This window comes from Microcoleus sp. Pol12B5 (genome assembly GCF_036701335.1).
GTDB lineage: Bacteria > Cyanobacteriota > Cyanobacteriia > Cyanobacteriales > Microcoleaceae > Microcoleus.
In genome coordinates, this window is record NZ_JAUBQQ010000068.1 from 1 (window position 1) to 23,942 (window position 23,942).

At 45.9% G+C, this 23,942-nt stretch carries 20 protein-coding genes, 1 tRNA gene and 1 pseudogene; 10 read left to right on the forward strand and 12 right to left on the reverse strand.

The features are described from left to right. Positions 1 to 75: 75 nt before the first annotated feature. Positions 76 to 174, forward strand: a pseudogene (locus QUA24_RS22155) (CPXCG motif-containing cysteine-rich protein); the annotation flags it as partial. A 4-nt stretch (positions 175 to 178) separates the two neighbouring features. Here QUA24_RS22155 and QUA24_RS22160 read toward each other — a convergent pair. The 3 genes from QUA24_RS22160 to QUA24_RS22170 form a co-directional block, all read right to left on the reverse strand. Beyond that, on the reverse strand, positions 179 to 931 hold the full coding sequence (locus QUA24_RS22160; RefSeq protein ID WP_333232124.1) for a gamma-glutamyl-gamma-aminobutyrate hydrolase family protein: 753 nt from the start codon (positions 929 to 931) through the stop codon (positions 179 to 181). A 199-nt stretch (positions 932 to 1,130) separates the two neighbouring features. Beyond that, complete coding sequence (locus QUA24_RS22165; RefSeq protein WP_333232126.1) at positions 1,131 to 1,793, reverse strand: DUF2834 domain-containing protein; 663 nt, start codon at positions 1,791 to 1,793, stop codon at positions 1,131 to 1,133. A 143-nt stretch (positions 1,794 to 1,936) separates the two neighbouring features. Next, positions 1,937 to 3,148, reverse strand: a complete 1,212-nt coding sequence (locus QUA24_RS22170; RefSeq protein WP_445242636.1) for an FAD-dependent oxidoreductase — start codon at positions 3,146 to 3,148, stop codon at positions 1,937 to 1,939. A gap of 283 nt (positions 3,149 to 3,431) precedes the next feature. Between QUA24_RS22170 and QUA24_RS22175 the strand changes: the two genes are divergently transcribed. Continuing rightward, the gene (locus QUA24_RS22175; RefSeq protein ID WP_333232129.1) at positions 3,432 to 4,823 is read left to right on the forward strand and encodes a glycoside hydrolase family 10 protein; all 1,392 of its coding nucleotides are present in this window, start codon (positions 3,432 to 3,434) and stop codon (positions 4,821 to 4,823) included. Between the two features lie 347 nt (positions 4,824 to 5,170). Further along, positions 5,171 to 6,151, forward strand: a complete 981-nt coding sequence (locus QUA24_RS22180; RefSeq protein WP_333232131.1) for an aldo/keto reductase — start codon at positions 5,171 to 5,173, stop codon at positions 6,149 to 6,151. Between the two features lie 128 nt (positions 6,152 to 6,279). Here the strand turns inward: QUA24_RS22180 and QUA24_RS22185 are convergent, their stop codons facing one another. From QUA24_RS22185 to QUA24_RS22200, 4 genes are all read right to left on the reverse strand, one after another. Further along, positions 6,280 to 7,494 (reverse strand): M20 family metallopeptidase, encoded by a 1,215-nt coding sequence (locus tag QUA24_RS22185; RefSeq protein ID WP_333232133.1) that lies wholly within the window; start codon positions 7,492 to 7,494, stop codon positions 6,280 to 6,282. A 247-nt stretch (positions 7,495 to 7,741) separates the two neighbouring features. Beyond that, positions 7,742 to 8,449 (reverse strand): dethiobiotin synthase, encoded by a 708-nt coding sequence (bioD, locus tag QUA24_RS22190; RefSeq protein ID WP_333232135.1) that lies wholly within the window; start codon positions 8,447 to 8,449, stop codon positions 7,742 to 7,744. Between the two features lie 60 nt (positions 8,450 to 8,509). Then, entirely contained in the window at positions 8,510 to 10,210 is a 1,701-nt protein-coding gene (locus tag QUA24_RS22195; RefSeq protein ID WP_333232137.1) for a serine/threonine-protein kinase, read from the reverse strand. Positions 10,211 to 10,584: 374 nt separating this feature from the next. After that, positions 10,585 to 11,043 (reverse strand): GatB/YqeY domain-containing protein, encoded by a 459-nt coding sequence (locus QUA24_RS22200; protein WP_333232139.1) that lies wholly within the window; start codon positions 11,041 to 11,043, stop codon positions 10,585 to 10,587. Between the two features lie 608 nt (positions 11,044 to 11,651). Between QUA24_RS22200 and QUA24_RS22205 the strand changes: the two genes are divergently transcribed. From QUA24_RS22205 to QUA24_RS22215, 5 genes are all read left to right on the forward strand, one after another. Beyond that, a complete protein-coding gene (locus tag QUA24_RS22205; protein ID WP_333213821.1) occupies positions 11,652 to 12,644 on the forward strand; it encodes a ribose-phosphate pyrophosphokinase in 993 nt (330 codons plus the stop codon). A gap of 431 nt (positions 12,645 to 13,075) precedes the next feature. Then, on the forward strand, positions 13,076 to 13,795 hold the full coding sequence (locus tag QUA24_RS22210) for a DUF3747 domain-containing protein (RefSeq protein ID WP_333232140.1): 720 nt from the start codon (positions 13,076 to 13,078) through the stop codon (positions 13,793 to 13,795). A gap of 70 nt (positions 13,796 to 13,865) precedes the next feature. Then, positions 13,866 to 14,087: a hypothetical protein gene (locus QUA24_RS27385; protein WP_445242635.1), complete on the forward strand. Its 222-nt coding sequence runs from the start codon at positions 13,866 to 13,868 to the stop codon at positions 14,085 to 14,087. Further along, positions 14,036 to 14,146, forward strand: coding sequence for an S-layer homology domain-containing protein (locus tag QUA24_RS27390; RefSeq protein WP_445242637.1), 111 nt, complete (start codon positions 14,036 to 14,038; stop codon positions 14,144 to 14,146). The genes QUA24_RS27385 and QUA24_RS27390 overlap by 52 nt, the downstream gene beginning before the upstream one ends. Positions 14,147 to 14,152: 6 nt before the next feature. Continuing rightward, entirely contained in the window at positions 14,153 to 14,386 is a 234-nt protein-coding gene (locus QUA24_RS22215) for a hypothetical protein (RefSeq protein ID WP_333232142.1), read from the forward strand. Positions 14,387 to 14,475: 89 nt separating this feature from the next. Here the strand turns inward: QUA24_RS22215 and QUA24_RS22220 are convergent, their stop codons facing one another. The 5 genes from QUA24_RS22220 to QUA24_RS22240 all read right to left on the reverse strand — a co-directional run bounded on the left by QUA24_RS22220 (position 14,476) and on the right by QUA24_RS22240 (position 20,777). After that, on the reverse strand, positions 14,476 to 14,811 hold the full coding sequence (locus QUA24_RS22220) for a XisI protein (RefSeq protein ID WP_333232144.1): 336 nt from the start codon (positions 14,809 to 14,811) through the stop codon (positions 14,476 to 14,478). Continuing rightward, positions 14,799 to 15,215: a XisH family protein gene (locus QUA24_RS22225; RefSeq protein ID WP_333232146.1), complete on the reverse strand. Its 417-nt coding sequence runs from the start codon at positions 15,213 to 15,215 to the stop codon at positions 14,799 to 14,801. Before QUA24_RS22225 ends, QUA24_RS22220 begins: the two co-directional genes overlap by 13 nt. 127 nt (positions 15,216 to 15,342) lie before the next feature. Beyond that, positions 15,343 to 16,233 carry a hypothetical protein gene (locus tag QUA24_RS22230; protein ID WP_333232147.1) on the reverse strand — a complete coding sequence of 297 codons (891 nt, stop codon included), beginning with the start codon at positions 16,231 to 16,233 and terminating at the stop codon, positions 15,343 to 15,345. Next, on the reverse strand, positions 16,211 to 20,515 hold the full coding sequence (locus tag QUA24_RS22235; protein ID WP_333232149.1) for an AAA domain-containing protein: 4,305 nt from the start codon (positions 20,513 to 20,515) through the stop codon (positions 16,211 to 16,213). The genes QUA24_RS22230 and QUA24_RS22235 overlap by 23 nt, the downstream gene beginning before the upstream one ends. Positions 20,516 to 20,704: 189 nt before the next feature. Then, positions 20,705 to 20,777 (reverse strand) — tRNA-His (locus QUA24_RS22240). Positions 20,778 to 21,409: 632 nt separating this feature from the next. Here QUA24_RS22240 and QUA24_RS22245 point away from each other — a divergent pair. Both QUA24_RS22245 and QUA24_RS22250 read left to right on the forward strand, forming a co-directional pair. Further along, a complete protein-coding gene (locus tag QUA24_RS22245) occupies positions 21,410 to 22,936 on the forward strand; it encodes a serine/threonine-protein kinase (RefSeq protein WP_333232150.1) in 1,527 nt (508 codons plus the stop codon). A gap of 196 nt (positions 22,937 to 23,132) precedes the next feature. Further along, a complete protein-coding gene (locus tag QUA24_RS22250; RefSeq protein ID WP_333164503.1) occupies positions 23,133 to 23,816 on the forward strand; it encodes a manganese catalase family protein in 684 nt (227 codons plus the stop codon). The last annotated feature ends 126 nt before the right edge of the window (positions 23,817 to 23,942 follow it).

The window sequence follows — 23,942 nt, forward strand, 5'->3', positions numbered from 1 at the left end:
CTGGGTGCGGTGAAAGTCGCACGCCCAGATCTAACCGAGAGGGGCGGGGAATAATATCCCCCCTCGACTCAACCTATCGAAGATTGTCAGGTTTGCTGTCGCCCCAATGTTCTGTATGTCAGAATAGATGAAGATACCCTGGATATTGAAATAGATACTGACTATCAAGAATAAGTGACTATAAAAATGTAGGAATTGCCTTTGAGTCTGACTTGGTAGAATTCATAAATCTTGAAGCTGCTGCTTCTACGAAAGCCTGAAAGATTCGAGAGTTGAATGAACAGTTTGGGGACATTTCGGGGTGCCATTGAATTGCTATCATCCAAGGGTGATAGCAGTGTTCCATTGCTTCTACCAAAGTGTCAGGTGCATTCGCTACTATTTGCCAATCGGATGTTACCTTCCTCACTGCTTGATGATGCCAGGAAACAACGGTTGTTGAAGTTTTTCCCATAATTTTTGCTAGCCGACTGGTTGGCTCAATTTCAATGGTATGCTCGATCGCACGCGGGGGAATTCCCGATCCGTGATTAACCTCGTCTCCGTAAGCATCCGGTACGTGAATCACCAAACTGCCGCCGCTGGCTACGTTCAACATTTGCATTCCCCGGCAAATCCCCAACACAGGTATGTCAGCCTTTAAAGCTAGCTTTGCTAAGCTTAATTCAAAATTGTCGCGTTCTGCATTAACTGAGTAAACTGTGTGATCGACATAACCGCCATAAAGTTCTGGGTTGATATCTCCGCCCCCGGACAAAATCAAACCATCTACTGCATCAAAAATACTAGCCGGATCTAATTGATTGGGCGGCAGTAAAATCGGAATGCCACCAGCCGCCTGAACTGCATCAATATAAGTTCCATTTAAGCGATATTCGCCTGCTGGACAGCGGTTGTATGTTGTGATACCAACAATCGGAAATTTTTTCATTTGCTAGAGACTGGGAGATAATTATTTACATTAATACTCAGATTTGGCACTATCTGTAATCAATGTTTCATGTGCGGGCTAGAAGCCAACGCCACAATAAAACTTACTTACTTATTGTGAAACAGGCATCTTGCCTGCTTCTTGCCTGATTACTTGTGATGGATTCCTACATTAAACTGAAAATTACCAGCACTGCTGTCTAATTTGTAACAGTTTTAGTATTAGTTCCCGGCAGCGGTTTGCGCGTACACAGATAAGCCAACGGCCCGAACAGCGGTACTAATGTTACTGCCCAAAATGCTGTAGAGTTTTGCATTCCTCGGCGCGCCATATCGTCTCCTAATAAGGCAGGAAATAGTAGGCAAAGCATACAAAAATCTAAGCTCATTACGTGAATAAAACGGGTAGTCTGCCACTGGCTAATAAAATCCGACCAATCGCCTTTTGTCAAGCCAAAGGAAACTAAAGCAGCAGCGCCTAAAGTTAATAAAATTCCAGTAAAACGGGAGTCTAATACCTTTAAAAAGATATTTTTATGACCGGGAAATTCAGGATTCGGTTCGCGCAGGGCTAAATAAGGCAGCAAGGCAACGGCGCCGACGCCAAAGGATAAAGTGGCAAATAGCCATGCAGGTATTTTCTGCCCCCTGCCGTCAGCAAATAAGACGCAACTGTAGATGAGTGGCCAGACTCCCATGAGGTTGAATAACGCTACAATTAAAGGGTTTATGTCTGCTATTTTGCCTGTGGAAATATTGGTAATTAGTGTGATGGTTTTTTCTGGACTGTCGGGTGGTGCAAATACAAAGGCGTAGGTGATAAATGCAATCCAAAGCAGCCCAAATCCAATTTTTCTGAACATAGTTAGTTTTCTTTACTTCTGATATTACTATAACAATCTTAAAGCGCTTTTGAATAACACTTTTTTTATTAACCGCAGAGGACGCAGAGGAAGAGAAGAGAAGATGAGAGCGGATAAAATGTGAGCATCTTCTGAATGTATTGCTATTTGGTATCGCCTGTTTTGGGCAGATTGCTAAATTGTTGCATAAATTGGCGATCGATCCAATCTTTCCAATACCACAACACCCATGATTCCCACATGAAATTGCCGCGAGATGCGATCGCCCTTTTATTCCCAGTACCAATTAACCCTAAGTATTGTTCTTGCGGTGCAAAGGGTTTCAGCGGTTTTTCCAATAAAAACTGCTGCAAATTTTCAAACAGCGGTTTGCCCTGACGCACGGCAAACACGCCTGCTTTGGGACGGGGATAATTAACCATCGCTGCGATATCTCCAGCCGCAAATACGTTGGAGTGAGAGACTGATTGCAGGCAATCGTTGACTTGCATAAAGCCGTTTGAGTCGGCTGCTAAACCGGATTCTCTTATCCAATTGGCTGCCGATGCTTGTGTCACCCAAAAAATGATCTCACACTCTAATTTTAAACCTGATTTACAGGAAATTTTGGCATTGGGCATTGGGCATTGGGCATTGGGCATCGGGCATTCTTGATTATCTTCTATGTCAATCATTTCTGGCTTTTCTATAGCACTAACTTTTTCCATTAAATGCAGTTTAATCCGACGACTAATCAGAATTTCTTTCAGGCGGCGACGCACCCGTTTGTTATGTCCCGGCATTAATTCAGCACCGCTATGAAACAAATGAATTTCTGATGATAATTTTTCGGATTTTTGTTCATTCTTCTCTCTTTTTTCTCCCTTTGGGGGTAGGGGGGGGTTGCCTTCCTTCCCCAATCGAGATTGCATATTTAATGCTAATTCTACGCCGCCTGCACCGCCCCCTACAATGGCTATCCGCAGCGGTTTTTGGAGAGAGTTTTGCCTTTCGGAAATTAACTGATTCCAGCTAGCTAAAAACTCCGGTACCGGTTTAGCTGCGATTGCATATTTGGCCGCACCCGGTACAGATAAAGTCGCAGGAGTGCTGCCGATATCCACCGAAAGCACATCAAAATTAACCGGAGGGTGAGTTTGACAAATAACTAAATTTTTGTTAAGGTCGATCGCGATCGCCCGATCGATTAATATTTGACATCCGGCAAATTCCGCGAGTGAGCGCAAATCGATGTGACATTCATCATAATCGTAAAACCCGGCAACGTGTCCCGGCAGCATTCCCGAATAAGGCGCGTGCAGCACGTCGCTAATCAAAGTCAAACGCACTCCCGGCAGCGGTTTGATACCGAACATTTTTAATACGATAGCATGACTGTGACCGCCACCAATTAACACTAAATCTTTCACAATTACAGATGTTCGATCGAAATGTTCCAGCACCAATATTTTACAGCACTCGCACTCCTTGGGCCGCAAAGTCCGGTAAGGATAGCTGGCAGTGCGTAATTAATGATTTCCCAGCAGTTAGACAGAATGCTGTCACTTACCCTCTGTCTCAGAGATTATACTGAACTCAGTTGCGATCGTATAACATCTATTCACCCAGTTCAGTTAACCGATTCCACATTCAGCGCAAATGGCTGTAGACTGTAGAGCGAGCAAATTTTATCACCAAATTATGCCGGGGTGTGTTTCAATAGCTAACTCACCATTCAAAACTATGACATTACGCATCATTCCGCGCAGTTGGCAGCGATCGATTAAAACTCTTTTCCCGCTTCTGTTTGCCCTCTCATTCATTATAGTATTGCTGGCGAACAATTTCATTCCGGCGATCGCCCAGCAACCCCGCCAGGAAATTCGCGGCGTTTGGATGACGACAAACGACAAAGACATCCTCAGAGATCGTCGCAAACTAGGAGATGCTGTCAGCAAACTAAAACGGTTAAATTTCAACACAATCTATCCCGTTGTCTGGAATTCTGGCTATGCAATGTATCCCAGCAATGTAGCGCAGCAAAGAGATATTCAACCCTTTGTTTACAGAGGGTTAGAGGGACAAGATATGATCGCAGATTTAATCGCTCAATCTCACCGCCAAGGCCTGCTAGTAATTCCTTGGTTTGAGTTTGGTTTCATGGCTCCTCCCACCTCAGAATTAGCCTTAAATCATCCCGATTGGCTGACACAAAAACAGGACGGCAGCCAAACATCAAACGGCGCGGGCGGCGAAGTAGTTTGGCTCAATCCCTTTCATCCCGAAGTTCAGCAATTCATTACCGAACTCGTACTAGAAATCACCACTCAATACAACGCCGACGGCATTCAATTTGACGACCACATGAGTTTGCCGTCGGAATTTGGATACGATGAGTACACAGTTGCTTTGTATACCAAAGAAACAAAAAAGGCTCCGCCAAAAGATTTTCAAAATCCAGCATGGGTGCAGTGGCGAGCCAATAAAATTACGGCTTTTATGTCGCAGCTAAATCAAGCCGTCAAAGCAGTCAAGCCCAATGCAATTTTCTCAATTTCTCCCAATTACTACGAGTTTGCTTACAAACATCATCTACAAGATTGGCTGACTTGGGTGCGCTTGGATATTGCCGACGAGCTAATCGTGCAAGTGTACCGTCCCAATTTAGAATCATTTGTGGGCAAGATTAACCGTCCAGAAATGCAAGAAGCACAGCAAAAGATTCCCACCGGAGTTGGGATTATGACAGGTTTGAGAAATAACCCAGTACCGATTGAGCAAATTAAATCTCAGGTGCAAGCAGTCCAAGAATACGGCTTAGGCGCCGCTTTCTTCTACTACGAAAGCTTGTGGGAATATGCGCCCGAACCCATCGCCCATCGACTGTCTCAATTTAGTGCTTTCTTCCCGTCTTCTGCATTCCGAACAGCGCTACAAATACCCAGACGCGCGGCTACTTTCCCTCCGCCGCCACCACCAAAACCAGATCCGAAAACTAAGCCAGAGCAACCTACCAAAAACAGCACACCTTCACCCTCGCCAACCACGTAAAAGAATTAACAAGTCATCAGTCATTGGTAATTTTGTAGGGTGTGCCATTAGTCCGACAGTCCGACAGGGGTTTAAACCCCTGTCTCATAGCTGAAGTCGTCTTTAGACGACTGTAGCAATTCTATCAAAGCTGTTTTTGTATAGAGTTAGCGCTGAATATATGTGTAACTCTAATTTTCAAAATTGAAATTACTATTTGAGTCGGTTTTAACCGACTTATGCTATTAGACAGGGACTTGAGTCCCTGGCGGCCTGTGGCAGAATGAAACAGCTCTACTGGGGGCTAGGCGATACCGAGTTATGTTCCTATAAAATATCCATATTACCAACAACTACCATCAATAAAAATGCCAACTAACCAAAAACTTTTACTTCCAAAAATGGGCTGTGGCACTTGGGCCTGGGGCAACAGATTCCTCTGGGGCTACAATGAAAGTATGGACGAGGAATTGCAAGCCGTCTTCAATCTTTGTGTTAGTAACGGCGTCACTTTATTCGATACCGGCGACTCTTACGGAACAGGGAAATTAAACGGACGTAGCGAACAGCTTTTGGGGCTGTTTTCTCAACAATATCAAGGTGAAAACAAAGACAGTATTTGTATTGCGACAAAACTGGCTGCTTATCCTTGGAGACTGACGCGACAATCAATGATATCGGCTGGCAAAGCCTCTGCGGCGCGCCTCGGAAAAAATGTAGATTTGGTGCAAATGCACTGGTCTACAGCCAATTACGCTCCTTGGCAAGAGGGGGCTCTTTTAGATGGTTTGGCTGACCTTTATGAGCAAGGATTGGTCAAGGGAGTGGGGTTGTCTAATTACGGGCCGAAACGGCTGAAATGGGTGCATCAAAGATTTAGCGATCGCCAAATTCCTATTGTTACTTTACAAGTGCAATATTCGCTACTTTCTACCTATCCGGTGACAGAACTCGGATTGAAAGATGTTTGCGATGAATTGGGGATAAAATTGATTGCTTACAGTCCTCTAGCCTTGGGGTTGCTGACGGGTAAATATTCCGAAAACGGCTCTCTTCCTAAAGGTATCCGAGGTTTGGCGTGCAAGCAGCTACTTCCGGGAATGCGATCGCTTTTGGAGTGTTTGCGAGAAATAGCGGCATTCAGAAACAAGACTGTTTCGCAGGTAGCAATTAACTGGTGCATCTGCAAAGAAACTATTCCGATTCCGGGGGCGAAATCTGTGGAACAGGCGACGGATAATATTGGTGCTTTGGGCTGGGAGTTAGACTCCGGGGAGATTGCCGAATTGGATAAGGCGGCGGCAAGTGTAGATAAGAAAATGGTGCAGAATATCTTTCAAACTCGGTAATATCTGAGATGTTGTACCCTTCTCATGAATAGGCAATATGCCTGTTCCACAAGACATGAATTTGCTTGTTTCCCAAAAACTAAATTTTCTTGTGGGGTGGGCTGCTAGCCCACCCCTGAAAGCCTGATTTACACCGCACAAAAATTTTCGACACACCGAACAAACATTTCTACACCCATCCCCAACGCAGTTTCATCAAAATCAAAACGCGGGTGATGGTGCGGGTAAGCCAAGTTTTTATCGGGATTTGCTGAACCCAAAAAGAAATAGCAACCTGGCACTTCTTGCAAAAAGAACGACATATCCTCGCCGCCCATTGTTTGACATTCGGGAACGATTCCTGCAGGAGTTTCAACAACGGATTCTGCAACGCCACGCACTAATTCAGCCATCCTCGAATCATTAATAACTGGCGGATAAAGCGCACAATAATCTAATTGGTAATTGGCCCCGTGACTCTGACAAATTCCGGCAATTACTTGCTCGATTCGCTTTGCAAAATAACCTTGATATGCAGGATTGAAATAGCGCACAGTGCCACCGATTTGAGCAGTATCGGCAATGACGTTGTGGGTGTGGCCTGCGTGGAATTTGCCGACAGTTACTACCGCTGAGTCGATCGGGTCAATATTCCGCGCGACGATTGCCTGCAAAGCGCTGACAATTTGGGCTGTAACTACGATCGAGTCCACAGTCTGATGTGGCATTGCGCCGTGTCCACCTTTGCCAAAAATCGTGCAGTCAAAAACTTCGACAGCCGCCATCAGCGCGCCGCTGCGGACGCCTACAGTCCCCAAAGGTAGATTGTTCCACAAATGCAAGCCGACGATCGCATCAACATCAGGATTCTTCAAAACTCCCGCTTCAATCATCGGTTTTGCGCCCCCTGGCCCTTCTTCGGCGGGCTGAAAGATAAATTTTACTTTACCCGAAAAGCTCTGTTTGTGCTTGGCGAGATAACAGACAGTACCGAGGGCGATCGCAGTGTGGCCGTCGTGGCCGCAAGCGTGCATAATTCCATCATGCTGCGATCGATAATCCACCTCATTTTCCTCTTGAATCGGCAAAGCATCCATATCAGCTCGAATTGCCAAAACCCGCCCCGGTTTGCCGCTGTCTATAGTGGCGACAATACCAGTTTTAGCAATATTAGTTTCATGATCTATTCCCCATTCCTGCAACTTTTGCGAGATAAACTGCGCCGTTAAATTTTCATCAAAACTCAACTCCGGCTTTTGGTGCAAAAGGCGACGCCATTCGACTAGCTGAGGCTGCAAATTTCTAATCTCCAGCCGCAATTGAGATAAATCGACAGAGGTTAAATTCGGTAAAGTAGAAACCATGTTTTATTCTCCTTTTTTTTTGATGAGGTTTTAGATTTAATCACTTAATAAATGGTAATCACTAATTATAGCAATCCAGAATAATTTGTGAAACTCTCTCTTCTCTTTCTCTGCGCTCTCTGCGCTCTCTGCGGTTAAAATAAAATCTTCTTCAATCCTATCCCAGTTGGGCCGGAAATTTTTTTTATGAACCGCAGAGGGCGCAGAGTACGCAGAGGAATGAGAAATAGAGGTGTTTAGAATAGGGTTATTTAGAAGTCTGAGCAACTAAATTAACCCCTGGCAGTAACCGCTCTAAATCTAAATCTGAAGCAACTTTAGCTAATTTAGCAAGGTCAGTCGGGTCATCTAAATGCCGCAAAATACCCAACACAGGTATTTGAGTCAGCGACTGGATCAAATCAAGGGGTGCTAAATCGGCAATTTCTTGTTCCGAATAAGCTTTAACGCAATTGAGCACAATTCCTCTCAGCTTAAAACCAGTGTGTCTGGCGAGAGCAACATTCGCTACAGCTTGCCCGATCGCCCCCAACCTCACAGGTACTACCAAAACGCCCCTCAGCCGCCAATCCCTGGCAATATCGGCCACCGTCAGTTCCCACGTTACAGGCGAACCGAGTCCTCCCAAAGCTTCCACCAACACAAAATCCTTGCGCTCCGAGAGGCTTTGCCACGCCGTCCAGACCTTTTCGAGTTCGATACGTCTCCCCTCCCGTTCCGCAGCAATCGGCGGTGCTAGAGGCGCATCAAAGTGCAGCGGATTGAGTTCTTCGGGGGATTGGTCGAGGGAAAACAAACGGGTGTAGAGTTCGCGATCGCCCGTTCCCGTTTGCATGAGTTTCATAATTCCCAAACTGCGATCGGGAAAATACATTTGCCAATAAGCAGCCAGAGCGCTGGTCAAAACAGTTTTGCCCGCGTCGGTATCAGTTCCAGCAATTAGCAGCGAGTTCATTGGCAAATAGCTAACAATTAATTGGCATCAACCTCAGTCTAGGGGAATTTTGCCCGAAGTTTAGAGTTCGGGCGATGGTGCGGGTGTTGGTGCTGGTTCCGGTGACGGCGCGGGTTCCGGTTCCGGTTCCGGCGACGGTGCGGGTGTTGGGGCCGGTTCCGGCGATGGTGCGGGTGTTGGGGCCGGTTCCGGCGACGCCGCGGGTGTTGGGGCCGGTTCCGGCGACGCCGCGGGTGTTGGTGCGGGTGTTGGTGCGGGTGTTGGGGACGGCGCGGGTGTTGGTTTGGGTGCGGGAGTTGGTGCGGGCGCCGGTTTGGGCGCCGGTTTGGGCGCTGGAGCCGGCGCTGGCGTCGATTTTGGTGTCGGAGTTGGCGCTGGGCTTGGTTCTGGGCTGGGTTCCGGCAAAGGTTCTGGGCTGGGTTCCGGCAAAGGTTCTGGGCTGGGTTCCGGCAAAGGTTCTAGGGTTGGTTCCGGCAAAGGTTCTAGGGTTGGTTCCGGCAAAGGTTCTGGGCTTGGTTCTGGCAAAGGTTGCGGGGTTGGGGTTGGCAAAGGTTGCGGGGTTGGGGTTGGCAAAGGTAGCGGGTTTGGTATCGGAGTTAGTGTCGGCGTGGGATTTATGAGTGCTGGCGCTGTCGGAGTGGGTTTGGGGCGCGAATTGTTGAGAAATGAGCCGACTAAAGCCCAGGAACCGAAGCCTGTCAAGATTACTAAGCCCGCCAGCAGACCGATCGCAGCAATGGGATTGTCCCAAAAAGTGTCGGCAGCAGGCTCAATTAACGGGTCTGGCTGGTTTTTTAGGGGGTGGGAACTCTGGGCGGCGGGCTCGGGCGGTCTGCCCACGGCCACCGTTGCTATTAGCGAAGGATTTGGCGGCACCACTACTGGCGGCGCGGGCGGTACAGTTGGCTGGCTAGGTTTAGGATTAGTTTGGGCGTCGAGCGCTTGGGCGACTTCGCTGACAGATTGATATCGATCGCCCGGAGACCGACTCAACATCCTATTGAGAACCAAAGCCAAACCTGTGCTCACCTGCGCTTGTTGCTGCCAATTCCACTGCAGCGTTGTTTGATCGAGCAATTCCTGCGGTTCTTTGCCTGTCAGCAGGACGATCGCCGTTACAGCTAAAGCGTAGAGGTCGCTGCTGGCTGTTGCCCGCCCGCTGTGTAACTGTTCCATCGGCGCGTAGCCGATTTTACCGACAGTTGTTGCGTGGGCTGTTCCTTCGGGATACTGAACTTTGGTGGCGAGTTCCTTCACCACTCCAAAGTCAATCAGCACAGGCATTTGGTCGTTTTCCCGCCGAATTATATTTTCTGGGGAGATGTCGCGGTGGATGATGCCGCGGGCGTGGATATGAGCCAGTACCGGCAGCATTTGCCGGATAAATACCAAGACTTCGGCTTCGGTGAAAGTGCGACCATTTGAAGTTCGATCGAGCATTAGTTCGCGGTAAGTCATTCCTTCCACGTAATCCTGCACTAAAAACAAACGCTGGTTCTCTTCAAATATTGCCCGAAACTGGGGAATTTGTGGGTGCCCAATTTGGTAAAGTATTGCCGCCTCTCTTTGAAACAATTCCTTCGATTTTTCCAAAACGTATGGCCCGCTTTGCACCGGAATCAATTCCTTCAGGGCGCAGCGTTCTTGAAACCGTCCCAAATCTTCTACTAAATAAGTCCGGCCAAATCCTCCTTGACCTAAAATATTCACCAAGCGGTAGCGGTTTTGTAGGAGAGTTCCAATAGCAATAGGTGGCTGCATAAGTTTAAGTAGAAACTGTTAAAAAATAGACGATCGCTCACAGACTTAGTAATGCTAGGTCTTTAATGCTCTTGAGCAGACTTCACTCTCTGTAGTCCCCAGTCCCGACCAAAGTTAGTATTTTACATTTTTTTGACATTCTTGGACGCCATGATGGTCAGAAACCGGGTTTTTTTACGAAAATACACAGGTTGCAACCCGCAGATCCGATAAAAAACCCGGTTTCTTTAGTCTTGATGAGTCCTGGAGTGTTTGAGCAACTTTGAGCAACAGCCCGGATTCCTGTTGGGTTCAAAGTTCCATATTCTTGTGGCGCTAATAGCCCGCCCCTGAAATGCCGATCGCAAGTGCTGCAAGATTTGAGTTTGAGCTAACTAGCTGTTAAGCTTTGCTTTCACCATGTCTTGAATTCTGTTACCGTCTGCTTTGCCCTTAAGCTGCTGCATTGCCTTGCCCATCACCTTGCCCATATCTTTTGCAGAAGTAGCGCCAACCGAGGCAATCACTTCGTCAACGACTTGACTCACCTCATCGTCTGACATCTGGGGTGGCAAATACTCTTCAACAATTGCTAACTCCGCCTCCTCTTGTGCCACTAAATCTTCGCGGCCACCTTTGCGGTATTGTTCGATCGAATCCCGGCGCTGTTTGGCTATTTGCATCAAAATTTCCATTTCTTGAGCTTCTGTCAGCGTCTCTTGACCAGAGGGACGAAGGCTGACTTCTTTTTCGAGAATAAATTTCTTGATGCCGCGAACTGTTTCCAAGCGAACTTTGTCCTTGGACTTCATGGCTGCTTTGATTTCTGCGTCAATGCGTTCTCTTAAGCTCATCGATTTCTACCTTGCTTTGCCCGATATCAAAAATCTGGAGTATGCTTCCGATTCTTAACTTTTTTTACAGTGTTTTTCAAGTTTATTGCCTGTTGGTGGCATTTTTATCGCATTAAACCCGGATGCCTTGGGCTTTCGACTGAATTTTGGGCGGCTAGGCTTCCAGCCTCAGCCCAAAATTGACTCTCGCCAGAATTTTTAGACGCAGGGACACAAGTGTGATCGCACTTCTGCCAGTACAGAGTTCGCTACAACCCACATTCCACACCCTGGCGTGTCATACAGCATAATTACGCAGAAAACTCTATCTTTACAGTAATAAATCATGCCTTTAAAAAGTTTTATATCCGTTAATGTACGGTATTCAAGTATAATTCATAGTTTTATTGCTGGATAAAAATAAGTAAAAACCGATTCTGACCGTTAAGGATACCGAATGTGGGGTAGAAACCGGATTTGTTGGACATATTTCTGCAAGTCCTATTCAATTCGCCTAACTTCACACTTGTGGCCGCCCCGAAAGTTAAATCTATTAAAAAATTGGCTGAATATTTCTAGTTTCCGATGGTAAGATAGCGATGGAATAAACGTCCTGCAAGAGGCCTGCTGTGATCCGTTCTGCTACTTTACCGCTTCCGCTTCCCGAGCCGCCGGTTTCCGCTCATGACCGTCTGCGGCTGTTCTCCGGTTCTGCTAATATTCCCCTCGCCCAAGAGGTGGCTCGCTATCTGGGGATTGATTTGGGGCCGATGGTTCGCAAGCGGTTTGCTGATGGGGAACTCTACGTTCAAATTCAAGAATCGATTCGGGGTTGCGATGTTTACTTGATTCAGCCAACTTGCTGTCCGGTAAACGATCGCCTCATGGAATTGTTAATTATGATCGATGCTTGTCGCCGCGCTTCGGCCAGACAAATTACTGCCGTCATCCCCTATTACGGATATGCTAGGGCTGACCGCAAAACGGCCGGAAGAGAGTCGATTACTGCAAAATTAGTGGCTAATTTGATTACGGAAGCTGGGGCCGGTCGCATTTTGGCGATGGATTTGCACTCGGCTCAGATTCAAGGTTATTTTGACATTCCTTTCGATCACGTTTACGGTTCGCCGGTGCTTTTAGATTATCTGGCGAGCAAGCAATTGACGGATATTGTTGTGGTTTCGCCGGATGTTGGCGGAGTCGCTAGGGCGAGGGCTTTTGCCAAAAAGCTTGGTGATGCTCCCCTGGCAATTATTGACAAGCGCCGCCAAGCTCACAACGTGGCAGAAGTGATGAACCTCATCGGTGATGTCAGGGGCAAAACTGCTGTGTTGGTGGACGACATGATAGATACTGCCGGCACGATTTCTGAGGGCGCCCGATTGTTGCGCCGCGAGGGTGCGAGGCAGGTTTATGCTTGTGCTACTCATGCGGTGTTTTCGCCTCCGGCGATCGAGCGTTTGTCTAGCGGGGTTTTGGAAGAGGTAATTGTTACGAATACAATTCCTGTGCCTGAAGAGAACCGTTTTCAGCAGTTGACGGTGCTTTCGGTAGCCAATTTGCTCGGAGAAACTATTTGGCGGATTCACGAAGATAGTTCTGTTAGCAGTATGTTCCGCTAGAGGGCAAATACACTTTTTGAATGTTTGTTTTAGGGTGCGTTAACAAGAGTGTAACGCACCATTTTTTGTGAAGAGTGCGATCATTTCCCGCAAGTAATCAGCCCAGTCTCATCTAACTTTTACTCTCAAGTCCCATCAAATTCTTGTGGAGTGGGCGTCGCGCCCGCCCGGAAAATACAATTTAGAGGTCGAACAGCTTATCAAGTTCCTCGGTAAAATAACGCTTATAACTTTGTAGGGAGGACTCAAGTCCTCATAAAATTCGCTCGGAGTTGAGTTTTCACTACGAACCAATGTGACGATCGGCGATCTATCGCACTTGGTACCACCGGAACAAGAGATGGTAAAATTCTATCTTGTTGTCTGAAGAAGGCGACTTTTTTATATTCTAGATAAGTCTCATCACCATAAGGAGCCAATAGGGAAAAATCATGAAACATTCACTTGTACGAACAGTGGCCGCACTGGCAGGTTCAGCAATTTTAACACTTGGGGCGATCGGTTCGGCTAAAGCATTTACTTTTGACGAAACCGACATTAACCAAGACCGAGTAATTGTCATCGCCCAACCCCGCCCTTTCGGCGGCTACCAATTGCTAGTTCTAGAACAAGTCTCTGACACGCGAAAATGCTGGAGCGAAAGTGGCTCTAATCCCGTGAAAGTCGATCCCTTATTAGTTAGTTTTGATTTCACCGGTATTTGTGGCCGCGCAACAGACAGCAACGGCTTTTCAATTCGCATGGCAGGCACAGATTTAGCATTAAAATACACCCTAACTTTGGAAACTGTTGATGGCAATGTTTTACTAATTGGAACTCCGGTAGATTACCAAGGTAAATCGGTGGTTATCGGTCGCACAAACGGCGATGTTAACGACTTCATGAAAATCAGTCTCGATCCTGCTTGGCGCTTGAGTAAAAGAGCTTACCAAGGCCGCACATTAGGCCACTTTTATTTCACTACCAATCAATCCGCACCAGCAGAAATTGGCAATACCGGCGGGAATACCGAAGCAATACCGCAGCCAATACCTACAGTAATACCGCAGCCAATACCAATACCAATACCGCAGCCAATACCGCAGCCAATACCGCAGCCAATACCGCAGCCAATACCGCAGCCAGTACCGCAGGAAATACCAATACCGTAGGCAATACTGGCTTTTCTATAACTCACAGATAGCTACCGATGATATCTACGCTTCCGAAATTAAAGAAGCTGTGGGCTTTGGGTTTGTAGCCCGGTTTTCTCAAAATAATACCTTTCGACCGCAACTTACTGTTACCAGAGAGCAATTGGTATCTTTAGTATTGGAATTCTGGAAAGGAATACAATATGCTATATCACATTTCCTAGCAATGTTTCTATCCGTCCCTATAGCGACCTTCCTATTTCTCGCTGGAGGGCCGGAAAAGTTCTATTTGCGGGGGACAACAAGATAGTTAGCAGCTATAAAGATGGAACTTTTAAACCTACGCAGTCCGTCACTCGCGCTGAATAGATAGGGGTGCTGCCAATAGTGGCGGAATTTGGTTTGTCTGGGCGGGGAATTCAGCCGAATTTAGTTGCTAAAAAGCCGTCTCAAACTTTTTCAAACACTCAGAATTATTGGGCTGCTTCTATTATTACTCAACTGTCTGCTTATTGTTCTGTTGTGCGGCTATTAACGAAATTGGCGATCGGTTTGCTTTCGATGATTCTGCAAAGTAGAATTACGTCGCTGCTACTTTGCGGAGGCTGAAAAGCGTTAAGGCTAAGTAGCGCGAATTAGATACCCGACTTCTTCAAGAAGTTGGGAATCTGAGTATTTTGTTTTTTTAGCTGGACATTTTACGCTACACCGTAATCAGTATACGGCCGCTTGTATGGGGGTTGCAATCCCAAAATAATATCCTCTCTCGGTACTCCCATTGCAACTAATTCCTCGGCAGGATTTTGCTCTGTCAAGTTTTGTTGGAGCCAGATTTTTCCATCTTTGATGTCAATGTGAATGATGGTTTGATAAATCCGGGTTAAGTGTTCCCAGCCGACGTTCATCCACTGATAATGATCTCGTTCTGTGTCTAAGATTAGTTGCACTTCGACTTCATCATCAGAAACATCTTCTTCGGCATAACGGCTTATTAATGTCTGAACGTACTGACGATATTGAGCTAACTTGTCCATTGCACAATCACCTCATTTGTTGGATCGTATACGATTAGCAACACCTGATACTGTTGTACCGCAGTTTGAGTGAACTCTGACTGAAAGAATGTTTTATACACGTCAACTGGTACTGCCAAATACAATTTCCGATTAGGTTCAACCGATGCCAAGCCAAGCCGATAACTGAGAAATTGTCCCAATGCAGCATAAAAGTCTGTAATTACAGAGGGATTGAGGAAGCTTTTGATTTCGACTGCAATTTTTTCCCCTCTTCGCTCCGCTGCGACTAACCTTTCTGCTCCCAAATCGACCTGAAATTTAACATTGCCAAACTTAAACTTTAGTGGATCTGCAGTAATCACCCACTGTTCTTTTTGAAGGGCTAGCTTTACGGATTCGTGGAAGGTATCTTTGGCAGACACAGACAAAATCTCAGCGCGATTGCATACAAGTATTAATTCTATCGAATTAGCGGTATATTGTCAATCGATACAATCCTAATTTCATCAAGAGTTTAAATTTTTAAGTTAATTAGGACTTTAGTCCTCATCATATCGTTTCCTGGCGTTTCTTTTTAGATGGCTTTTTAGGAGTTTTCTGGACGGGGATTGTCTCTGATTCTTGCTGTGCGATGTCTGGGGTTACTTTACACAAGTCATTTAACGAAAGTTTTTGCTGATATTCAAGTTCGTTGAGTCGGTTTGAGGCTGTTTCTAATATTTGTTTTCCTTGTCTGACTTGAATAGTAGTTTTATTCTCGATCGCATCTAACAACACAAAAATCAAGACTGTTTGCCAAATATCTAAATCGTCGCCGATGACATCACAATTAGACACAACTTTGCCGTTTTCGGGGACGTGAATTCCTAAGCCGGAAGCTTGAATTAACGGCTGGATTTCTGCTATACTTAAATCCGCAAGGTCAGTAATTTTATGTTCGAGCGAGACTAAATCTCCTAAATCTGGCAAGTTGAGCGATTCTGGCACTAAAGCATCGAATTTAAAGGTAAGAGTTTGATTCAGCGGATCGGAAATGGCATAAATTGATTGAATTTGCGATCGACTAACCGCACCTTTAGCAAAAAAATCTCTACCTTGCGGGGCGATCGCAATTTTTCCATTTTCAGCCACCTCCAAGCTTTCCAAACTAACCAGAGTCGCCGCCGTAGTCTTCACAAAAATCTCATCCAACCCCAGCAAATCCGCCAATTCCTTCAAAGTGGGCGCAGGTTCAAACTCAACGCCCGCCCGCAAAATGAACTCTTCCAACACGTTAAACTCGCGGGGTTCACTAATCGCCACCTCTAGCGGAGTTTGGCGGATGGCGAAGCGGAATTGACGCGCCGCCAACACAGACAAGCCCGGATTTTGTTGCTCAATTTGTTCGGCTAGCGAACTTAAATTTGAGTCTATGGGTTTAGTTGAGGACGCTAGAAACATCTACAAAACCTCCGCAGTGACGCACCGTTTTTGAAACTTCCTGATACATTTTTCCCACTGTACCTGTTTGTTGGGTAAATAAATCGTGGCAGCCGACAACTACCAGCAATTCTTGAGCACGGGAAAATGCCACATTCACCCGTTCCGGTTCTTTCGCAAATCCAATATCGCCCCTAACATTATTGCACACTGTGCTGACAATAATTACAGGTCTTTCCATGCCTTGAAATATGTCAACCGTACCAGTGCGGATGCTCAAAGCAGGAAATCTTTCGCCTTCGATTCTGTCTTTAATTGCATTTAATTGAGCCGCATAAAAAGTGATAATTCCGATTTCTTTCGGTGGTTCACCGTCGGCAACTTTGGGCTGCCAAGCTATCTCCATTTGTTCGCACAAACGCTCGATCGCATCAATCTCCTTGACGTTCAACCGCGAAGTACCCTGTTTTTCCTCTTCAAACCCTTGTCCGATGGGCGTTTTCACCCACAGAATGTGATTATTTTCTTGAATGGTTCTACCTGCGAGGTTGTGGGCGCGCTTGGTGTCAGCTTCCTGAATGCCACAGTTGAGTTTTTGCTGGTAAAACTGATTGATTGCGCCCATGATTTGTGGGTGCATTCGATACTGAGTTGTCAGCATTTTTTTGATGCTGTCGCTGGCAGTTTCAAACAAAATTTTGAACAGCGATTCTTTTATGAAGCTAAGTTCGTCTCCGGTACAGCCGATGTCTTCGGCAATATCGTCGATCGTACTTTGATTAAACATCGGCGGTAATTGCCTGTGATCGCCCACTAATACTAACTTTCTGCCTTTCAAAGCGGGGATTAACAACTCTGGGGGAGTGCATTTGCTAACTTCGTCAATGATGACTGCATCAAAGCTGGGAAAGTTTTTAGTAAAATCGAAGCTAGCCGCCTGCACGCAAGTAATGCCGATTACGTTGGCATTGTCAATATAAATTTGCTTTAAATCGTTGCGGTCTTTTTCTGATGGATTGCGGAGTTTTTTAATCCAATCTGTCACAAACGTTTGAGAACGATTTAGGGCGATTTCTTCTTGTTCTAATTTCCGCTGCCAAGTTTTGAATAGACGCTTAATTTTGCTTAAAAAAGCTCCGCTGAATAATCCTGTATTCGGAACTTCTGGCTGGTATTGAGTGGGGATAGTTTGCCATGCTGACTCCCACCAATTTCTTTCAACAAGTAATGCTGCTGTCGGTTGCTGCTGTTGTAGTTGAGCGTTAATTTCGCTCAATTCTGCTTGAAGTTGGGCGAGTTGCTGCTGCGAAGTTGCAGCCGCAATTTGTAACGGGGATAAATGCTCGTCAAGAGTGTTTTTGATTGTTTCCAAAACCCCAAAAGGGTCTAGATCGGCAATGGATTTTTCAAGCTGAATCGTGCTTGCCTTCCAAGCCTCAACTTGCTTGACAAACTGCTGCGGTTGCTCCCAAATATTCGATTTTTGGGCGAGATATTGTTCTGCTAAAATCCGCAACTTTTCAGGGGCATTTGGCTGTTGGACAATTGCTTGCAACAAATTAGTAACTTCGCTAATTTTTAAGTTTGCCTCTTGCTGCGCTGTTTCTACCTGAAGTTTAGCGGCGGATATTTGCTGCTGGCTTAAGGTTTGACCGATTTTATCTAATAACTGTTGCTGTTTGATAAGCTGCTGTTCGGTTTCGGTTTTCAGGGGAACCACGCACTGACGCGCATTTGCGAGGATACTGTGTAGCAATTCTTTGACTAGGCGATCGAAGGTAGCCTGGATATGATTTGGCTGCAATGATTCACTATAAAATTGTTGAATGCTACCTAAGAAAGTGCGAGCTTTTTCGATGATGAATTTGCGCTGACTTTGGCTGACTTGGGAGTAGCTGGCGAAGTCTTTGGCTAGTTGTTGCCACTGTGTACGATCGCCCGCAGAGAGCACGATCGGCGTTTGACTCAAATTTAGGTGCAAAAACTCGCTAAACCGGAACTGTTGCCCTTGTATATCCTTAAAACCTGCGCTTTCTTCGTGGGCTACCGCCTTTTGCAACCGATCCAAATCGGGCAAATTGATTTTGCATTTGGGTGGCACGATCGGCAATTTGAGCGATCGGGCAATTTTCAGCAATCCTGCGGGCAATTCTACCATATCATCGGTCAGCATTGCGCCCGTTTCCCAGCAAGATTTCACAACTTCATAGAGCCCCGTATCCGCCGTCTCAATCCACTGTGCAACGGCGACAACAACTGCTGCAATTTCCGCTTTTCGCAGTTCCAAATTCTTGATTTTCTGTTCGAGATTGTGGCGGTGTGTCTGATTTTGCCGATCGCCCAATTCGAGTTGATTCACAGCCTCCGACATCTGCCGCGACACCCGCAACGACTCTGCAACCGCCGACATAGCGTGACAAACATCATCAGCGCGGTCGAATGCCGTCTTAAATTCCGATATTTGCGCTGCTACAGTTTCCTGCAGCCAAACCGCAATCCCAAACGCGCCGCAAGCAGGGCGATCGAAACCTATTTGAATAGCATTGCTAGTGGCAATCCGAACATTTGCCATAAAGTTTTCTATTAAAACATTGCCTTCTGAATAGGGTTTTAGTCTGGGCATAAACTCGGCAACTTCGGGAGATTCCCAGTTTACATTAGGCGCATCCAGCAAATTTTCTAACCCACTAGCTAGAGATTCAATATCGCTCTTTTCTGTTAAAATAAGTTCATAATTGGTTGCTTGCTGGCTGTACTTTTCCTCAATACTTGCTTTACTGTCGTGCAGGTGTTTTAGTTCATTAAAAAAATCTCTTTCGGCGGCACAGTAGGCGGTAAATCGCTCTGATTCTGCCACCAACTGCCGCAAAGTTTTGACATTAGTCAGGCGCTGCGAGAGCTTTTCTTCGCAGTCAGTCGCCGTATTTTGCAGCCAAGTGCCGATCGCATTTTCCTCCAAAAACGGCTGCCCTTCTTCCTGCACCTTATGAGCTTTTCCCTTCCGCAAAGCCCGAATCGCCGGATTGTGAACTAACCGACTCAAAGCATTGTCTACAGCCAAATTTGCTTGCGAAGCAATGAGCGTTTTGCCACCCTGACGAGCAATTTGATAGCAAATCTCCGCAATCACAGTCGTTTTGCCCGTTCCCGGCGGGCCTTGAATCAAAATTAAATCCCGCGCCGAAAGCACCGTTTCTACGGCGGCAAGTTGATCCTCATTAGCATTGCGATTTAATAAGTTTTCCCGATCCAATTTAATCAGTTTTTCGGGAAGTCTCGCCTGAGAAGAGTCGAATAAAAATTCGCTCAAATAGGGATTTTGAGCGCGGCCATCTGTCAGCATTTTTAAAGCTTTTTTCTTCCGTTCAATCTGACTGATATCGCCCGCAGCCTCAAAATACAAAAATCCTTGTTTGGGCATTTGATATCTGCCGCCCGCCATGCGATCGCCCAAATCAAAATCTAACTTAATGCGTAATTTACCATGTTCAAAGTCTATTTCGGCGATGCTACCTAATGTCTCTCCATCTCGGCTGCTTCTGCTTCCGGGCGGCGAATCAAACAGGATTATTTCTTCATTTCTGGCTTTTTTTAGCCTTTCGCGAAAGTCGCCCAATTGTAAGGAATTTTCATCATAGCCGTCAAGAGTTGCGGAATTACGATCAATTTCAAAAGTGACGATTTTAAAGCCTGAACCGTAATTGTGTCCTCGGAAAGGCACGCAAAATTGACGCGCTTCTGCGATGCGTTTTTCCACATTTAAAAAAGTGTGCCAAACTTTTAGCTGTTCCGTAGTTGGTATGTGTCTGTCGTCCCAAAATGGCATTTTTTGGACGCGGGCGATCGACTTTACAGGAATTGGCGATCGACTGTTAGCCAAAAGTCGCAATTGCACCGGCAAAGCATACCCATCTTTCCTTCCTCTGGGAAGCGCCACCAAACCAGCATCCAGCAGTTTTAAACCGCCGATTCCGTCTTCACAGCGTACAGTTGCTAACAACCGCAAAGTGCGATCGGCTTTTTGCAACAATTGAGGTAATTCAAAATCATCTCCATCCGTAGCAAGCAGCAATTCCCAGATTTCTTCTTCAGAAAATCTCTCATTTACCTTTTGGCGACGCACGTAGAAAAGACTGTGGGATTTCCCCGCTATCTCCGACATCAGAATTTCCGCACGTTCTTTGCATTCCCAATCGCAATATTTCCCTAAAGCCGCTTCTCCTTCTATATCCCGAATAAACTTATTAATTGTGCGATCGCCACTAAATTTATATCCCCAATCTTCTGTTACTAAAGATGGCATATTTTGATTTTAGATTTTAGATTTTAGATTTTAGATTTTAGATTGGATTTAAGATTAGCACATCGGAACTTGTGCCGACAGAACCGCGACATCCAAAAAAAATTAAGGTGTGCACTGCACACCCTACGACAAATCGCAAATTACCGTACAGGCGATGGGCGATCGTATTAAACAGTTGAGAATCAAAAGGGCGAACGATGGGACTTGAACCCACGAATGGTGGTACCACAAACCACTGCCTTAACCACTTGGCTACGCTCGCCGTATCAGTTTTAACTATAGCATCAGATCTCAGCACAAGTCTAGGGGTAAGGCAAAAATATTTTGAAATATTTTTGAGCGTCCCTGAACCGGACAGATCGATTGTGCATTAAATTCCAGGCACAGTAAGAGTTTAGCACAATTTTCGGTCTGTGCGATCGCCCTGTGCGATCGGCAATTATCTCGCCCCCAGCACTCATGCGGCATGGGTTCGGTAGCTTTGGCAGCGTCCCGATTCTGCCCAGCGCATTAAAATAGCTTTATCAGCCCAGGTGCATCTAACTTTTACACTCCAGTTTGATAAAACTCACCTCTGGCACCATTTTTAAGAACAGGCTTTCCGGCCTGTTCCACAAAGAATAAATTTCTTGTGCGGAGTAGGGGTTGGGCATCCTGCTCCTAAAAACCTTATTGAGAATGGTGCAACATCTCAGATGAAATGCTTGTGGAATGTCCCGCCCACCCGAAAAATACAACGCAAGAAGCGGGACAGCTTATCCCACACCACATGAGTTATCAACCATCCCTTTTCTCTCTTCCCTATTCCTTCGCCCCGCTTCGCATCTTCGCGGTTCGTTTAAAAAAAAGTCTTCTCCGCAATCTAAAATCCAAAATCTAAAATCTAAAATCCATATGAGCTACTGTATCAACCCAGAATGTAAAAATCCTCAAAACTCCAACACCGCCAAATTTTGCTTCAACTGCGGCTTTAACCTGTTGCTGAGACAGCGATATCGCCCGATTGAACTTTTAGGTAGAGGCGGATTTGGTAAAACTTTCCTAGCAATTGATGAAGACATCCCATCTCTACCCCGCTGTGCAGTCAAGCAATTTTATTTTTACGACCGCGACCCCGAAATTGTCAACAAAGCCGTTGAATTATTTCGGCAAGAAGGCGTCCGTTTAGACGAACTCGGAAAACACCCGCAAATCCCCACATTATTAGCCTGCTTTGAACAAGAAGGTCATATTTATTTAGTTCAAGAGTTTATAGAGGGGCAGACTCTTAAACAAGAATTAGACAAGAGTGTCTACGATGAAAATCAAATTTGGCAACTGCTGCAAGACTTATTGCCCGTGCTGCAATTTATCCACGACAAGCGCGTCATTCACCGCGACATCAAACCCGAAAATATTATCCGCCGGCAGTCAGACAACAAACTCGTATTGATCGATTTCGGCATTGCTAAACTGCTGACTGATTCAGCCATACTCCGTTCAGCAACGCTCATCGGCAGTCAAGATTATGTAGCTCCAGAACAAATGCGTGGCAAAGTATTTCCTGCTAGCGACCTTTACAGTTTAGGGGTTACTTGCGTTCGCCTGATGACGCAAGTTCCTCCCTTGGATATGTACGACTGCAACAACGAGCGCTGGTGGTGGCGCGAGTTTCTCCCCAAAGCCACGAGTATTAGCGACGAGTTAGGTGAAATTTTAGATAAATTGCTGCAAACTCGTCTCACTCAGCGGTACAGTTTTGCTACGGAAGTTTTGGATGATATCAAAGCAGCTTTAGATATTCGCCATCAACATTTGCTTTCGCCCAAAAAGCCGATCGCTCCTGCTCTTAATAATAGCGACAATTCTCCCGATACCAACGCGCTACCAACTCCTGATTCTCCGATTTTACCCACAAATGCCGTAGCCAATTCCGCCGAAACTTTTCCCTTCTCTGTTACTTCAAATCTAGATCATATCCTGATTTCTGCCCGGGGAATTAATTATACCAAACTGCGAGATTTTTTGTCAAACAAAAATTGGAAAGAAGCCGATCGCGAAACTTGGGGCTTGATGTGTCAATCTCTTTCCCAGCAACCGGGAACTCAGCTAGAAATTAGCCAAATTTACCAGATCCCCTGCGAAGATTTGCAAACAGTCGATCGCCTTTGGTTGCACTACAGTCAAGGTCGGTTTGGCTTCAGCGTCCAAAAACAAATTTACGAAAGCGTTAAGGGAGACTATATCAGATTTTGCGATCGGGTCAACTGGCAAACCTACAATTCTGCTACTACTTTAGGGCAGATTAAATTTACTCAGCAAGCACCAATCGGACACCTCCCCTCTCGCACTTGGGTTGGTGGCGTTCAGTGGCTGCGGCATCTCGATGCCCTGTCAGCAAAATTAACCGAGTGCGACAATAATCGTGTTCCTAAATTGTAATTTGGTCTACCGACTCACTAAGTAAAATTTCATATTTAAACTCTACCTGAAAGCAGAGAAATTTGTTGAGCTAGATGTATCCATCGACCGAGGCTCGGTGCGATCTATTGTCGCACAATGGATTCTGAAGGCGAACACAGATAAAGTCTGCAATCCTTCAGACTTTAACAACCGAACTAAAAAGAGGTACCGATCCATGTTTTTTCATAAAAAAGAATTAATGGCTGCCGTCACAGTAGACGAAGCAAACCCCCGTTTTGCCCAATTGCTGCTAGAACAGTTTGGCGGAGCAACAGGAGAACTCACAGCAGCTTTGCAATACTGGGTGCAGTCATTCCACTGTGAAAATCCAGGGATTAAGGATATGCTTCAAGATATTGCGATCGAAGAATTCAGCCACTTAGAAATGGTGGGCCAACTCATAGAAATGCACACCAAAAACGTTGACCAAACAGAAGCTTACAAAAGCACATTGTTTGCGGTGCGCGGTGTAGGCCCACACTTATTGGACAGCCAAGGTCAAGCTTGGACAGCAGCTTATATCAACGAAGGCGGGGATGTGGTGCGCGACTTGCGCGCTGATATCGGTGCGGAAGCAGGAGCTCGCCAAACCTACGAAGAATTGATTAAACTAGCACCGGATATGGGAACGAAAAAGACGTTGCAGTTTCTGCTGACTCGCGAAATTTCTCACACTCAAATGTTCATGAAAGCTCTGGAATCGCTGGGTAAACTCACCGATCCGATGTTCGGCAACATTCCGCCAGATAACACCGTAGATCTCTACTTTAACTTGTCAACAAATGGCAAGGATGAACGCGGCCCTTGGAACTCGGAACCTACTTTCAAATACATCGCCGATCCCGCTCCCAAAGGTTAATTTGTGAGTTGTTTATGGTGTGTGGCTTAGAAGATTTAAGCCCTCTAGTAAGTAATTTTTAAGCCGCGCACCTTCTTTTGTAAGGTGGGCGGCTTAGAAAATTTAAGCCCTGTGTTGATTAATTTC

What these genes read in the sequence shown, in the direction of transcription:
- QUA24_RS22160 (WP_333232124.1), bottom strand. Translation starts at nt 931, where the DNA reads ATGAAAAAATTTCCGATTGTTGGTATCACAACATACAACCGCTGTCCA.
- QUA24_RS22165 (WP_333232126.1), bottom strand. Translation starts at nt 1,793, where the DNA reads ATGTTCAGAAAAATTGGATTTGGGCTGCTTTGGATTGCATTTATCACC.
- QUA24_RS22170 (WP_445242636.1), bottom strand. Translation starts at nt 3,148, where the DNA reads ATGTTCGGTATCAAACCGCTGCCGGGAGTGCGTTTGACTTTGATTAGC.
- QUA24_RS22175 (WP_333232129.1), top strand. Translation starts at nt 3,432, where the DNA reads ATGGCTGTAGACTGTAGAGCGAGCAAATTTTATCACCAAATTATGCCG.
- QUA24_RS22180 (WP_333232131.1), top strand. Translation starts at nt 5,171, where the DNA reads ATGCCAACTAACCAAAAACTTTTACTTCCAAAAATGGGCTGTGGCACT.
- QUA24_RS22185 (WP_333232133.1), bottom strand. Translation starts at nt 7,494, where the DNA reads ATGGTTTCTACTTTACCGAATTTAACCTCTGTCGATTTATCTCAATTG.
- bioD (WP_333232135.1), bottom strand. Translation starts at nt 8,449, where the DNA reads ATGAACTCGCTGCTAATTGCTGGAACTGATACCGACGCGGGCAAAACT.
- QUA24_RS22195 (WP_333232137.1), bottom strand. Translation starts at nt 10,210, where the DNA reads ATGCAGCCACCTATTGCTATTGGAACTCTCCTACAAAACCGCTACCGC.
- QUA24_RS22200 (WP_333232139.1), bottom strand. Translation starts at nt 11,043, where the DNA reads ATGAGCTTAAGAGAACGCATTGACGCAGAAATCAAAGCAGCCATGAAG.
- QUA24_RS22210 (WP_333232140.1), top strand. Translation starts at nt 13,076, where the DNA reads ATGAAACATTCACTTGTACGAACAGTGGCCGCACTGGCAGGTTCAGCA.
- QUA24_RS22220 (WP_333232144.1), bottom strand. Translation starts at nt 14,811, where the DNA reads ATGGACAAGTTAGCTCAATATCGTCAGTACGTTCAGACATTAATAAGC.
- QUA24_RS22230 (WP_333232147.1), bottom strand. Translation starts at nt 16,233, where the DNA reads ATGTTTCTAGCGTCCTCAACTAAACCCATAGACTCAAATTTAAGTTCG.
- QUA24_RS22235 (WP_333232149.1), bottom strand. Translation starts at nt 20,515, where the DNA reads ATGCCATCTTTAGTAACAGAAGATTGGGGATATAAATTTAGTGGCGAT.
- QUA24_RS22245 (WP_333232150.1), top strand. Translation starts at nt 21,410, where the DNA reads ATGAGCTACTGTATCAACCCAGAATGTAAAAATCCTCAAAACTCCAAC.
- QUA24_RS22250 (WP_333164503.1), top strand. Translation starts at nt 23,133, where the DNA reads ATGTTTTTTCATAAAAAAGAATTAATGGCTGCCGTCACAGTAGACGAA.